General features: G+C 44.8%; 11 protein-coding genes. 10 read left to right on the top strand and 1 reads right to left on the bottom strand.

The features are described 5' to 3' along the window. Positions 1-46 precede the first annotated feature (46 nt). On the top strand, positions 47-2,011 hold the full coding sequence (locus tag LEP1GSC050_RS07185; protein WP_020987652.1) for an acetoacetate--CoA ligase: 1,965 nt from the start codon (positions 47-49) through the stop codon (positions 2,009-2,011). Positions 2,012-2,252: 241 nt separating this feature from the next. On the opposite strand, the gene LEP1GSC050_RS07180 is transcribed toward LEP1GSC050_RS07185, so the two are convergent. Next, entirely contained in the window at positions 2,253-3,179 is a 927-nt protein-coding gene (locus tag LEP1GSC050_RS07180; RefSeq protein ID WP_020987770.1) for an endonuclease/exonuclease/phosphatase family protein, read from the bottom strand. 284 nt (positions 3,180-3,463) lie between these two features. On the opposite strand from LEP1GSC050_RS07180, the gene LEP1GSC050_RS07175 reads away from it, so the two are divergent. The 9 genes from LEP1GSC050_RS07175 to LEP1GSC050_RS07135 all read left to right on the top strand — a co-directional run bounded on the left by LEP1GSC050_RS07175 (position 3,464) and on the right by LEP1GSC050_RS07135 (position 13,291). Continuing rightward, positions 3,464-3,970: a cytochrome c3 family protein gene (locus tag LEP1GSC050_RS07175; RefSeq protein ID WP_010412238.1), complete on the top strand. Its 507-nt coding sequence runs from the start codon at positions 3,464-3,466 to the stop codon at positions 3,968-3,970. A 19-nt stretch (positions 3,971-3,989) separates the two neighbouring features. After that, positions 3,990-7,064, top strand: coding sequence for a TAT-variant-translocated molybdopterin oxidoreductase (locus LEP1GSC050_RS07170; RefSeq protein WP_010570563.1), 3,075 nt, complete (start codon positions 3,990-3,992; stop codon positions 7,062-7,064). Between the two features lie 27 nt (positions 7,065-7,091). After that, positions 7,092-8,459, top strand: coding sequence for an NrfD/PsrC family molybdoenzyme membrane anchor subunit (nrfD, locus tag LEP1GSC050_RS07165; protein ID WP_156895985.1), 1,368 nt, complete (start codon positions 7,092-7,094; stop codon positions 8,457-8,459). Beyond that, a complete protein-coding gene (locus tag LEP1GSC050_RS07160) occupies positions 8,459-9,010 on the top strand; it encodes a DUF3341 domain-containing protein (RefSeq protein WP_010570561.1) in 552 nt (183 codons plus the stop codon). Before nrfD ends, LEP1GSC050_RS07160 begins: the two co-directional genes overlap by 1 nt. Before the next feature lie 13 nt (positions 9,011-9,023). Further along, positions 9,024-9,623 carry a c-type cytochrome gene (locus tag LEP1GSC050_RS07155; RefSeq protein ID WP_408605398.1) on the top strand — a complete coding sequence of 200 codons (600 nt, stop codon included), beginning with the start codon at positions 9,024-9,026 and terminating at the stop codon, positions 9,621-9,623. Continuing rightward, positions 9,623-10,846, top strand: coding sequence for a membrane protein (locus LEP1GSC050_RS07150; RefSeq protein WP_010570559.1), 1,224 nt, complete (start codon positions 9,623-9,625; stop codon positions 10,844-10,846). Before LEP1GSC050_RS07155 ends, LEP1GSC050_RS07150 begins: the two co-directional genes overlap by 1 nt. A 10-nt stretch (positions 10,847-10,856) precedes the next feature. Continuing rightward, positions 10,857-11,339: an Lsa16 family lipoprotein adhesin gene (locus LEP1GSC050_RS07145; protein WP_010570558.1), complete on the top strand. Its 483-nt coding sequence runs from the start codon at positions 10,857-10,859 to the stop codon at positions 11,337-11,339. A gap of 195 nt (positions 11,340-11,534) precedes the next feature. After that, on the top strand, positions 11,535-12,326 hold the full coding sequence (locus LEP1GSC050_RS07140) for an Lp29 family lipoprotein (protein WP_040911214.1): 792 nt from the start codon (positions 11,535-11,537) through the stop codon (positions 12,324-12,326). Between the two features lie 152 nt (positions 12,327-12,478). Further along, positions 12,479-13,291, top strand: coding sequence for an Lp29 family lipoprotein (locus tag LEP1GSC050_RS07135; RefSeq protein ID WP_010570555.1), 813 nt, complete (start codon positions 12,479-12,481; stop codon positions 13,289-13,291). Positions 13,292-13,330: the final 39 nt, after the last annotated feature.

Genomic DNA, 13,330 nt, shown 5'->3' with positions numbered 1-13,330 from the left:
TCCTGTTGACCAAAGTGGGATTTTTCTCAAGCATTACGTGCCGAATATGAACGAACCGATTTGGAACCCAAATACCGAACAGATTGCTAATTCCCGAATGACGAACTTCCAACGGTTTGTCGAAAAAAAAACGGGAAAATCATTCCTTAGCTATTCGGAATTGCATTCTTGGTCCGTAACTTCCTCCGCAGATTTTTGGGGACTTCTTTGGCAGTATGCTCCCGTCATTCATTCTCACCCTTACGAGGAAATTTTTCGCAAAGGTAAAACGTTTCGGGACGTAAGGTTTTTCCCTGGCGCGAAACTGAATTTTGCGGAAAATTTATTACGCAGAAAAGACGACAAGCTTGCAATTATTTATGCCGGAGAAAGCGGAGCCTTAGAAGATCTGACCTTTTCCGAACTCTGGCGGAGGGTAGGAGCCTTATCCGAGTATTTTAGATCCATAGGTATTTTGCCAGGCGATAGAATTGCGGGTCTGATGCCTAATGTTCCGGATACTGTCGTTGCGATGCTTTCCGCCACTGCAGTTGGAGCCGTCTGGTCATCCTGTTCTCCCGATTTCGGCGCCAAGGGCGTTCTAGATAGATTCGGGCAGATTCAGCCGAAAGTTTTAATAACGACGGATCGTTACGAGTTTAAGGGAAAGAATCTTCCATTATCAACAATCGTTAAGGAAATATCGGAACAACTTACATATCTGAAAGTTATCTTAGTATCGACCTATCCGTCCGTTCAGAATGCAAATTCTACAGAAGGATTACGAAACTTCCCCTCGATTGCGATGCCTCTCTATGATGCTTCAAAAGCGTTTTTAGGAAAAAGTCCGCGATTCGAGCAGCTTTCTTTCGATCATCCCGTTTATATAATGTATTCTTCCGGAACGACCGGACTCCCTAAATGTATGGTCCAGGGTGCAGGAGTATTTCTCAATCACTGGAAAGAACTCGCCCTACATACCGATCTAAACGAGGAGGATCGGATTTTTTATTATACGACCTGCGGATGGATGATGTGGAATTGGCTCGTCAGCGCTCTATCCATAGGAGCGACAGTTCAACTTTTTGATGGAAATCCTTTTTACCCTGACCCTGGTGTCTTATTTAAGTATGCTACCGAAAAGAGAACTAACGTTTTCGGAGTCGGAGCTAAATACATTTTAAGCCTGGAGAAGGACAAATTTCGGCCGACTCAAAATTTATCGTCCTTAAGGACGATTCTCTCCACCGGTTCTCCGCTACCAGGATACGGTTTTCGATACGTGTATGATTCCTGGAAAAGAGACGTTAGGCTTTCCTCGATCTCCGGAGGAACGGATTTAAACGGCTGTTTTGCATTAGGAAATCCGAATTTACCTGTTTATGAAGGTGAACTCCAATGTTTGGGACTCGGGATGTCGGTTCAAATTTTTGACGATGCGGGAAACCGAATGCGTGAAGGCAAGGGTGAATTGGTTTGCACTCAACCATTTCCTTCCATGCCTCTTGAGTTTTGGAATGATACCGATGGAGAAAAATATAGAAGCGCATATTTCGACGTTTTCCCTGAAATTTGGCGACACGGCGATTTTGCGGAAATTACCGAGCATGGAGGAATGATCGTCTACGGCCGATCCGATGCTACGCTAAATCCCGGAGGAGTCAGAATCGGCACTGCAGATTTATACAGTTTGCTCGAAACGATTCCTGAAATAGCCGATTCCGTCGTAATCGGACAGGATTGGAAAGATGATGTTCGGGTTGTCCTATTTTTAAAGATGAGCCAGGGTAAGAATCTAACTCCCGAATTTGAAAGTTTTATCCGGAAGGAGATCAAGGATAAAGTCTCTCCCCGGCATGTTCCTTCAAAAATACTAGAAGTGCCGGACATACCGTATACTAGAAATATGAAAAAGGTCGAAATTGCGGTTAAGCGGGCGGTCCAACAGCAACCGATTTCGAATAAGGATGCCCTTTTCAATCCTGAGTGCTTGGAATTCTTTTCTCAAATACCGGACTTACAACGGGATTGATCGAAATAGAACTTAGACCGGAATGGCCGTTCCGCCTTTGGGGCCGACGGCCCCCGCCCAGGTTCGGGTGGTGGAGGAGGGCTCGTGGGAGAAACCCGCAACCCCTATATCATACATATCCCTTTCTTGCAATGAACTTTCTTGTGCAGGGTCTTGTGTGAGCTCCCACAGAACTCAGTCCTTATAAGTTCGCGGTTCCTAGTTTTATTCTTTGAAAAATTTTGAGAAAGGAAGTGCGCTTTTACTCCGGTTTTGATTCTGAATGGGAATTACGCCGACTTCGATCGTTCTGCCAAACCAGCTCCCCCGAAATTGGGCAATGATCGGAAAGTCTTAGTTCTTCAGGCGGATTCCCGTCGTAATGTCCGTCGTCGGTTTTGAATTTAAATTGTCGAAAACTTCCGGGTTTCCATTCCTGATCTGTGATCAGATAGTCGATAAATCCTTTTTTATGCTGCCAACAATTTGATTTCGCTTTATAGTTGGCCGTTGCTAAGCGACGCTCTCCTTTCAGCATATTCCAAGACGATCTCTTCGATTTTAAGTTCTCGTTAAAATCGCCTAAAAGGACGAATCTTTTCTTTCTTTCTAAAATTTCTCCTAATACCTTTATTTGCTCTTGGCGTTCGGACTGATCTTCGGCGGATTTACCGGCCTTTAAATGAACGGAAATCACCGTAAGTTTTCCCTGCGGAAAAGAAAATTCAGCCATCAATCCTTTTCTTAAGCCTGGCCTGAGCGAAAGTTGCGGCAATTCGCTTAACATCGGATTCGGGAGCGATTTTTTCCAACATAGGCCCACTTCCTGGGAATATCCATGAGTTCTGGTGGCAGAGCAATTATAGTTTTCGTTGGTAACCATTCTGATCGCGGACTCGTTTTCGATTTCCTGAAATCCTATTATATCCGGAGAATTTTGCAGAACTATCGTCCGAATCGTCGCGAAATCCGCAGGCAATCTCGCTTGCCGATTTACCGGAAATTTACCCATATCCCCCTTTTCATCGTATAAGAACATCGCATTAAAACTGGAAATTGTGAGGTTGGAAGGAGAGTCATCCGCGGCAATGGAGGACATTATTATCAAGGCAGAAAGAGCAATCAGCGGAAATTGAAAAAATATTCGTCTTCGATCGTCGCATTTTAGATTTTTTTTTGCCCGTTTCATCATGATATTCGTCCCTCTATTTTACGTTTTTTGCAAGTTATTAAGAACGATCGTTCTGATCTTTTGTGCATAGAACGCTTTTCTCGACTCTATAGAAGCAGAAAAATTAAAAAGCCGCATTTATCGTTCATCTTTTTTACTAGCTTTTAATTGATACTTAGTCTCAAAGAAATTTTGCAGAGATCGCCGAATCCTTTGCGTTTTTAGGCGTTTACTTGCAATTTTAACCCAAGCCGAAATCTTTGTTCCAAACCTTATTTTGGACTCCACGGGACTTTTCACGAATGAATAAGAAAGCTTTGAAACTTTCGGTTCCGCTCATTGCTATTGCAGCGGTGGCCTACCTGATCTTTTCTCCCTCCAAATACGTGGGCTATTCGCCAGACCAGCCTATACCCTTTAACCATAAGATACATGCCGGAGACAATAAGGTAGATTGCCGCTATTGTCATACGGGTGTGGAAACGGGAGCTCACGCAACCGTTCCTAACACATCGACGTGTATGAATTGTCACTCTATGGTGGCAACTCAGAAGCCCGACATTAAATATCTTATCGAAACTTACCAGAAGAAGCAACCTCTTGAGTGGGTTAAGGTTCATGATCTTCCCGATCATGTTCAGTTCAATCACTCCCGACACATTCAGCGCGGTGTAGACTGTTCCCAATGTCATGGCAACGTTGCCGAGATGGTAAAAGTCAAGCAAGTCGCGTCCTTGAATATGGGATACTGCGTGAATTGTCACCGGGAAAACAATGCTCCAACCGATTGTTCCACCTGCCACAGATAACCAGGAGATAGCATAACAGATGGATAATAAGAATTTCCAGAAAGAAAAGAAAGCACACTGGCTCTCCTTCGAACTTCGCGACAAAGCGGAAGAAACGAAGGAGCTCCAACGCTCCGAATTCTTCACTTCTCCGGATCCGATCATCGCTAGGATTAAATCCGGTGAATTCGACCGAAAAACTTTCCTTAAATTAATGGGCGCGGGAGTTGCTATGACTTCCCTAAATTGCGTCCGTAAGCCTGTAGAAAAAATCGTTCCTTATGTCGACCTAAGAGTCGGTGACGAAGGAGAAACATACGATTTCGTTAAGCACGGCCATTCTTACTATTACGCAACCGTACACCGTGGAAACGGAATTCTTGTTAAAGCGAGAGACGGTCGACCTCTAAAATTGGAAGGAAATCCGGAACACCCGGTTTCTCAAGGGGCTTTGGGCGCGACTACGCAGGCGGCAATTTTCGATTTATACGATCCGGATCGTGCGCAAGATCCTGCGCTAATCGAAACCGGAAAAGAAAAGAAAATCGATTGGTCCGTTTTGGATTCGAAAGTTCGGGAAGCTCTAAACGCAAACAAAGGTAAAACGGTTATAGTAACTCCTCCGCTGGATTCTCCTGCAACGAAAGGACTCATTGGCGAGTTCTTAAAAGCTGTCGGAGGCGGAAAGCATTACGAAGTTTCCTTAACTTCCGCAGAAGAAGCGGTTTCTAAGGGTCAAGCGGCATCATACGGAAAAGCCCTGATTCCTAACTATCATTTTGACTTAGCAAATGCGATTCTTTCTATCGATTGCGATTTTATGGGTGGATGGCTTTCGGGTGAAGAACATCAGAAAGATTTTTCCAAACGTAGAAATCTCAGAAAGGGTGGAAAAGAAGTAAACTTCTATGTCGCGGCAGAATCCGTTCCGACTGTGTCGGGATCCAATGCCGATCTTCGTCTTCCGATTCGTCCTGGAGATCAGACAAAGTTCGCGCTTGCGATCGCTGCCGCCCTTGGAGAACTGGGAGCCAATACTAAAGACGCTCTGAACGGAGCTACGCTGGCAGGTTTGGCTACCGAGCTGGGATTGGATGCGGAGAATATTAAGAAAACTGCAAAAGCTCTTTGGCAAAACAGAGGGAAGTCCTTAGTAGTTGCCGGCGGACTTTCCGCAGCCACTAAAGATGCAGTCGATCTTCAGATTCTAGTGAACTATTTGAACTCCGCGTTGGACAACGACGGAAAGACTGTAGATCATTCCAATCCGAAAAAAGAAGGATCGGCCGATTATTCCGGAAATCTAAAAGAACTCGGCGCGCAACTCAAGCAAACTAAGGTTGGAGTTCTTTTTCTATACGATACTAATCTTGTTTATCAAGCAGGCGAAGAATGGAAAAACCTTCTTCACCAGGCAGCGTTGGTGGTTAGCCTTTCGGATCGTGCGGATGAAACTGCGATCGCATCCAATTACTTGGCTCCGACCACGCATTTCTTGGAATCTTGGGGTGACGCAGAAGTAACGAAAGGAATTTTCTCCATTCAGCAACCTGCAATTAGGCCTCTTTTCCGCAGCCGCTCTTTCGAAGACAGCTTGATTCAGTTCGCTGGAGGTTCTCTCGGCGGAGAAAGCGTATTTTATGAATATCTAAAGAATTCTTGGGTAAAAAAACTCGGCTCTAAGCAAAAATGGGAAGATCTACTTCGCGTAGGAACTACCGTAAAAGCTTCCGATAAAAAGATCGCGACCGGTGCATCTCGTGGATTTAACCGAGGTGCGCTTAAGAAGATTTCTTCCACGTCGGCTGGAATTCGATTGGCTCTTTACGAAAAGATTGCGATCGGCGACGGTAGAGGGGCGAACAATTCTCTTTTACAAGAACTTCCTGATCCGGTCACTAAGGTTACTTGGGACAACTATGTATTGATTTCTCCCCAACTTGCAAAAGAGAAAGGCATTCAATCCAACGACGTTGTTCTCGTTAAAACCGCAAATCATTCTATCGAACTGCCTGCACAGGTTCAACCCGGTATGCACAAAGATACGATAGGTATTGCCGTCGGCTACGGAAGAACCGCCGTCGGAGTCGTCGGAAACGGTGTAGGTAAGAATGCCTATCCGCTTTCGGAAGGCGGTGTGTTCTCGGGAATTTCCGTGACTTCGATAGAGAAGACCGGAAAGACATACAAGCTGGCTTGCACTCAGCACCACCATATGCTATCACCCGGTTTCGGTTATCCGGATCGGCCTTTAATCCAATCCACTTCTATCGAAGACTACCGTAATGATCCGGCCTCCGGAAAGGCGGAGTCTGAAATTCCGAAGATCAAAAAAGACGGAAAATTGGTGGATGCTCGGGGCGGGAATCCGGTGTTCGATTATCCAGGCTATCGCTGGGGAATGAGCATCGACTTGACTGCATGTACGGGATGCTCTGCTTGCGTAATCGCTTGCCAAGTCGAGAATAATATTCCTGCAGTAGGAAGAGACGAAGTTCGAGTCGGCCGCGAAATGCATTGGATTCGAATCGATCGTTATTATATCGGTAATCCCGATAAGCCGGAAGATCTGCAAATCGCGCATCAACCGGTGATGTGTCAGCATTGTGAAAATGCTCCTTGCGAAACGGTTTGTCCGGTTCTTGCGACTGTTCACGGTTCGGAAGGAACCAACGACATGATTTATAACCGCTGCGTAGGGACTCGTTACTGCTCGAACAACTGTCCCTTTAAAGTACGTCGTTATAACTGGGCGCAGCATTGGTATAACGAAACTGGAGCGCAGAAAGGTGCAAGAGCACCTCGCTATTTGGGACTCAATCCTGAAGTTACCGTTCGCGGTCGCGGGGTCATGGAAAAATGCACCTTCTGTTCTTCTCGTATTGCTGAGAAAAAGATCCAAGCTAAGAACGAGGGTCGCACTTTGAAAGACGGCGAACTTAAGACTGCTTGCCAGCAAACTTGTCCGGCCGACGCGATCAGCTTTGGAAATGTGAACGATAAAGTTTCCGAAGTCGCTAAACTCAGCACGGATCCAAGAGCTTATCGCTTGCTAGAATATCTAAACGTCGGTCCCTCGGTTGCTTACTTGACCAGGGTCAGAACCAAGATCTAATCCGGAGTAAAACGAAGCGCTATGTCTATACCTAACGCAATCAAAGAAGCCCTGGATATCCAGCCCCTGGTCACCGGCGGCAAATCCGTTCGTGACGTAACGGAGGATATCCTCAAGCCGGTCGAAGCCTTTCCTACTTCCTTATGGTGGAAGGCATTTCTTTTGGCTTTAACGATTACAGTAATCGATTTGGGTATCATCGGATACCTAGTGTATGAAGGCCTTTATATCCTCGGGATTAATAATCCTGTAGGTTGGGGATTCTTTATCGTCAACTTCGTGTTCTGGATCGGTATCGGTCACGCAGGCACATTGATTTCTGCGGTTCTTTACTTGTTTCGCCAAGAGTGGAGAACAGGGATTAACCGTGCCGCGGAAGCAATGACGATCTTTGCGGTACTAACTGCGGCATCGACATTGATCATCCATATCGGACGTCCGTGGATGGGTTACTGGTTGTTTCCGTATCCGAACGAAAGAGGGCCTCTTTGGGTAAACTTTAGATCGCCCTTAATTTGGGATACTTTTGCGGTATCGACCTACTTAACGATTTCGTTGGTATTCTGGTATATAGGACTCATCCCCGATATCGCTTCGGTTCGCGATCGGGCTACCGGCAAAGTTCGAAGAATGGTATATGATATACTTTCTTTCGGCTGGGTCGGTTCCAATAGGGCTTGGTCGCACTTGGAGACGGTTGCGATGATTCTTGCGGCGCTATCGACTCCTTTGGTTCTTTCGGTGCATACGATTGTATCCTTCGACTTCGCAGTATCGATACTTCCCGGTTGGCATACGACCATCTTCCCTCCGTACTTCGTCGCTGGGGCAATCTTCTCGGGCTTCGCCATGGTGGTAACTCTCATGGTTATCGCGAGAGAGGTATTCAATCTTAAAGATTACATTACTATGAAGCACCTGGAAAATATGAACAAGGTGATCATGGTAACCGGTTTGATCGTAGGACTCGCTTACTCGACGGAGTTCTTCATGGCTTGGTATTCCGGCAACGAATATGAAGGATTTGCATTCGTGAACCGAGCTTTCGGACCGTACGGATGGGCCTACTTCATTATGTTTAGCTGTAACGTGTTTGCTCCCCAGGTATTCTGGTGGAAGAAATTACGGACTAGTATTCCGGTTATGTTCATCATTTCGATTATCGTGAATATAGGAATGTGGTTCGAGCGTTTCGTGATCGTAATGACCCTGCACAGGGACTTCTTGCCTTCGAGCTGGGATGTTTATATTCCGACGGTTTACGACTTCATGATGCTTTTAGGAACCTTCGGTATCTTCTTCACCCTATTTTTACTCTTCTGTAGATTGCTCCCGGTAATCGCCGTTGCGGAAATAAAAACGGTTATGCCCCATAAAGATGGAGGCCACCACTAATGTATAAACCACTTAAAGAACAATTTCATTCCTTTCAGGAAACAGAATCGGGAGTATTCGGTTTATTCGATACCGCTTCCCAGATCGTAGACGCGGCTCAAAAGACAAAAGAAAAAGGTTATACCGGATTCGATTGCTTCACCCCGTATCCGGTCCACGGGCTTGACGATGCAATGGGTCTTTCTCGTTCGGGAATACCTTGGGTGACTTTCTTTATGGGACTTTTCGGTTGTACTGTAGGGTTTGGAATGCAATACCTAACGCATAAGTATGACTGGTCTATAAACATCTCCGGTAAAAGCCTGAATGCTTGGTTTGCATATATTCCGATCACATTCGAATTCACCGTTTTCATGGCGGGGGTTTCGACGGCTGTAGCATTATTCATTCTTGCCAAACTTCCGAGGTTGAATCGGAAAATCTTACATCCGGATATTACTAACGACAAGTTTGCGCTCTGGATTCCTTCCAACTCCGCAAATTATTCGGAAAGTTCCGTCACCGAGTTCATTAAAAGTCTAGGCGCAAAATACGTCGAGACGGTGAAATAGGAGAAACGAAATGATTTCCCTGAATAAGTTTTCCATCCTTTCATTCTCAGCTCTCTTACTTTGGAACTGCGAATCAAAGACGCCACCACTAGAATACATGCCCGACATGGCTGACTCAGTCGCAAGGGAAGCGCAGGAAGCTGAGCCTTTCTTTGCCAATAATTCGGCGGTTCGGCTCCCGCCCAAGGGCGCGGTTCCGGTCGACTACTATCCGTATGAATATAGAGGCCTGGATATTTCAGTAATTCCTAATAAAGGTCTCGCAAATCCATTCAAAGCGGATTTTGCAAATCTTAAGCGCGGGGAAGATAAATACCAGACCTATTGCAGTCCTTGCCACGGAGTCCGCGGTGCAGGAAACGGTTTCGTAGTAGGACCTGCTCCGAAATTAAATGCCGGACAGAGTGATGGAAGTCCTATGGCGGCTCTAATATCAGCGAGTGCGAAAGCGTATTCGGACGGGCAGATTTATCACGCGATGACCGAAGGGAAGGGACGTATGAACAGCTATGCTTCTCAAATCGCTCCCGAAGATCGTTGGAAAATCGTCCTCTATATCCGGAAGCTCCAGGATCACGACAATAAGACCAACAAGGAAACGGCTAAGAAATAATGGACGTTAAGGTAGAACAAAACCTCATCAACTATAAGCTGGATTCCAAAACCAGAACGGCGCTGATCGGAATGATTATTGTCGGTCTCGTCAGCCTCGCGATTGCGGCATTTGGCCTCGGTCATGAAAATCTACGTCATGACGGCGGACATTCCAATCCAGCTTGGTCTGCTTATCTGGTTGGAACCTTTTTCATTCTGGGTATCTCGATAGCCGGAATCTTCTTCACTGCTCTTGGTCATATAACCGGCGCCCATTGGCCCGTAACCTTGCGACGCATATCCGAAGGATACGGTATGTTTCTTCCTGTTGCAGGCGTATTATTGGTCATCCTAACTTTGGGCGCCCATGATCTATACGAATGGACTCACGAAGAAGTCGTCGCCCATGATCATCTTCTTCAACATAAAAAACCGCTGCTGAATATGGGTTTCTTCACCGGGATTCTCATTTTCTTAAGCGTGGTATGGTCCGCATTCGGTTATCTATTCTATAAGAGATCGGTCGCGCAAGATACGGATAAGGACGTAAAGCATACTCAATTCAACGCGAAACTCTCGGGTGGATTTATCGTTTTCTTCGCCTTATCTTTCTCGCTCGTTTCGTTCGAAGTGATCATGTCTCTTACCCCTCATTGGTTTTCCACCATGTTCGGAGTTTATTGCTTTGCGGCAGCTTACCAAGCAGGGCTTTCTTCGCTCGTCGTCGTGGCTTACTTTCTGAAAAAGAAAGGATACCTGGGAAATCTCGTGAATGAAAATCATATTCACGACTTAGGTAAGTTCATGCTCGGCTTCACCGTGTTCTGGGCTTACGTAGGATTTTCCCAATTCATGCTGATTTGGTATGCGAATATTCCCGAAGAAACTTTCTTCTTTGAGCAACGCTTAACCGGCGGTTGGGAATATCTTACGTTAGCGATTCCTGCAATTAAGTTCGCGATTCCTTTCCTACTTCTATTAAACCGCCCGAATAAACGAGATATTAATTTCTTAATGAAAGTCGCGGTTTGGATTCTATTTACGCAAGCTACGGAAATCTTCTGGCTGGTATATCCTGCAAACTTCGTGGATTTCTCGCTCGGCGGTTATATAACAAGTTTAGGTTCCGTAGTTGGAATGGTCGGTCTGTTTGGACTGGTTCTTCTAAAACGGTTGGAGAAAGCTCCGCTGATTCCGGTCGGCGATCCGAGGCTGGAAGATTGCCTCCATCATCACCAATAGAGGAAGGATCATGAAGAATAGAATAATTAATTTAGCGATCCTTGGAACGTTAACACTTGCGTCGGGAGCTTGCTCCAACTCGGCACAAATTGTAGGTAATGTAAATTGTCCTACTTTAGAAAAAGGGTTGGAACCTACGGTTGGAATTCTTTCCGACGAAAAGGAGAATCCAGTAATCGTTAACAAATTGCCAATTGGAACCGTGGTAAGAGTTTACGACTACAGAAATCATTCCATTCATCCAAAACCTTCGGTTCGTATAAAAACCGATAAGACCGAGGGCTGGGTGAGTCCGACTTGTTTGGTCGTAAATCAAAATCCGGAAAATTCCGTTTTTGCATGGGGTTATCGTAAGGATTATAAATATTTCTACGAGCCGGCCGATCTGGATCATTACTCAAAAGGATACGAATTCGAAGTTTATAAGAATCTTCCGAAGGAAAAAATTCCTTTAGCGGAGTTAGCTCCGGAATTAAAGGAAAAGAAAAACTAACAGTGATCTTAGGTTTCGGTTGGATGAATTCCTACCGAAATCTTTTTCTTCGATCCATGGCGAGTTAGTTTAGCGAAAGCCGTCGAGCAAATTGTTCGGCGGCTTTTTTATTTCTTTTCGGTTTCTATGATCCATCTCGTTCTTTTTTCCAGTTTCCCTGTCTTTAATTTGGGCGTGCGAGAATAGATTAATACAATGAAATTTATCCCAAAAAATCTTGCATCCATCTTCGTCGCGGTCTTGTTTCTCCTTTCCTGCAACTCTCATTATATTCTTAAGGAAGGAAAAAAAGATATTTCCTCCTTCGTACTCAAAAAAGGAGTTTCAGTCGTCATTGTAGGTTTTCTACCGTACCAAGTCTCATCAGCGGGTAGATTCTACACCGCGACTGTGAATCCTTCGCAACGGATTCAGCTTTCGGAAAAAATCGGGCAGCCTGCCGGCAATTTGAAAGTAAGAGGGATTCGAAAAGATATACCTCCTGAAAAAGTAAAAGCCTTTGTCGAAACTTATATTAATGCGGTCAAGAAATCGGGGATAGAGGAGATTTTATCCGTTGTCGATGCCACTAAAGAGGATCCGAATGCGAAAGAGTCTACGATTCGATTAAAGGATTTAGGAGCGGACTATTATGTTTTGGGGATTCTTAACCCGCCTTTTCAGAAATCTAATATAGGTCTAGAGATAATACACGCGTTTAGTCACTTGTTTTCCATGATAACCGTAGGATTAGTTCCATCCATTTTATGGTCCGATGCGAAAGCGACCGTCTTAGTTTATGATAAAAATTTAAACCAAATCTGGTCAAAAGAATACGATGCGCCGTATTTTGTGTATCGGGCGATTTGGGCAAAGCCCCATCCTAAAGAATGCGAACAAGGAAGAATTTGCGATTTTGAAAATTTCGGCCCGGTTCCGGCATTTGCGTTCAAACCGGTATTGCCGGAGCTTGAATCCGATTTGGCACAGTTTTTAAATTCAAAGTAAATTCTATCAAACGATATCGATACGCGATTTAAACTGACTTAGTATGAAAATCAAGGGATCGATAGACGGATTTCTTTCGGACCGAAGAATGTTTTTTTAGTGGATTTGTTTATAGATTTCATTTCAAATTCTATTCTTCGGAAATGAAATCTATGCCAAGAACCGTCCTGCTTATCTTTTCGATCTACGCATGTATTTGCACCTGCGCCTCTCGTTATTATACGAAACTACCGCAAGGAAAGCCGGAAATTCCGAAAGTAGATCGAAGTTTGCGAATTGCATATATCGGCTTTCATACCTTTCGTGCCTCGACGTTTAAGAATCCTGATGGCACGGTGGCTTTCGAAGCCTTAACCGAACCCGATTTGAGAACGTTGAAAAACCCTTCTATAGGTATTTTCCCATCGACAGTCGATCTCAAATCTACGGGGATTCGCAAAGATATTCCGCCAGAGAGAGTCCAATCATTCGTGAAAGCGTATCTTTCCGAAACGGGCCCTTCAGGGATAAGAGAATTGGAAAAATTTTTGGATATTAAAAAGGAAAGTCAATCCTATGTGTATTCCTTAAAAATTCTTCCTTTCGATTATTATATTGTAGGAATTCATACTCCGCCGTTGGAGAATTCCTCCCGAATATTTTGGAATTTTGTAACGCTAATATCGGAACTAGTAAGCATTGCAAGTTTGGGAATCCTACCGTCTTACGAAACGTTCGAAGCTTCCACTACTGTAATCTTCTTTGACGCTAATTTGAATCGGTTAAAGGAATTGCATTATAATAATAATTATACCGTCTTGAGAGCTCTCTGGGCCACCGCGAATCCGCCGGAATGTAAAATTGGAAATTTAAGTTGCTTAGGAATGTTTAGCCCGACGATTCGAGCGAATCAACCCATCGTTTTTGAAGGAATGATTCCTAGGATCAATGCAGATATCGTAGAGTCGTTGCGCACTCTTAAGTAGATTGGGGCTAAGAGATTTGCTAGGAGAGATCCGGTAACT

Origin of the sequence: Leptospira broomii serovar Hurstbridge str. 5399, assembly GCF_000243715.2 — a bacterium.
Taxonomy (GTDB): domain Bacteria; phylum Spirochaetota; class Leptospiria; order Leptospirales; family Leptospiraceae; genus Leptospira_B; species Leptospira_B broomii.
The sequence above is the reverse complement of the archived record's forward strand: the minus strand, read 5'-3'. Positions and strand labels throughout refer to the sequence as shown.

Excerpts from the sequence above, each read along its gene's own strand:
- LEP1GSC050_RS07185 (WP_020987652.1), top strand. The coding sequence starts at position 47 with ATGAACGAACCGATTTGGAACCCAAATACCGAACAGATTGCTAATTCC.
- LEP1GSC050_RS07180 (WP_020987770.1), bottom strand. The coding sequence starts at position 3,179 with ATGAAACGGGCAAAAAAAAATCTAAAATGCGACGATCGAAGACGAATA.
- LEP1GSC050_RS07175 (WP_010412238.1), top strand. The coding sequence starts at position 3,464 with ATGAATAAGAAAGCTTTGAAACTTTCGGTTCCGCTCATTGCTATTGCA.
- LEP1GSC050_RS07170 (WP_010570563.1), top strand. The coding sequence starts at position 3,990 with ATGGATAATAAGAATTTCCAGAAAGAAAAGAAAGCACACTGGCTCTCC.
- LEP1GSC050_RS07160 (WP_010570561.1), top strand. The coding sequence starts at position 8,459 with ATGTATAAACCACTTAAAGAACAATTTCATTCCTTTCAGGAAACAGAA.
- LEP1GSC050_RS07150 (WP_010570559.1), top strand. The coding sequence starts at position 9,623 with ATGGACGTTAAGGTAGAACAAAACCTCATCAACTATAAGCTGGATTCC.
- LEP1GSC050_RS07145 (WP_010570558.1), top strand. The coding sequence starts at position 10,857 with ATGAAGAATAGAATAATTAATTTAGCGATCCTTGGAACGTTAACACTT.
- LEP1GSC050_RS07140 (WP_040911214.1), top strand. The coding sequence starts at position 11,535 with ATGAAATTTATCCCAAAAAATCTTGCATCCATCTTCGTCGCGGTCTTG.
- LEP1GSC050_RS07135 (WP_010570555.1), top strand. The coding sequence starts at position 12,479 with ATGCCAAGAACCGTCCTGCTTATCTTTTCGATCTACGCATGTATTTGC.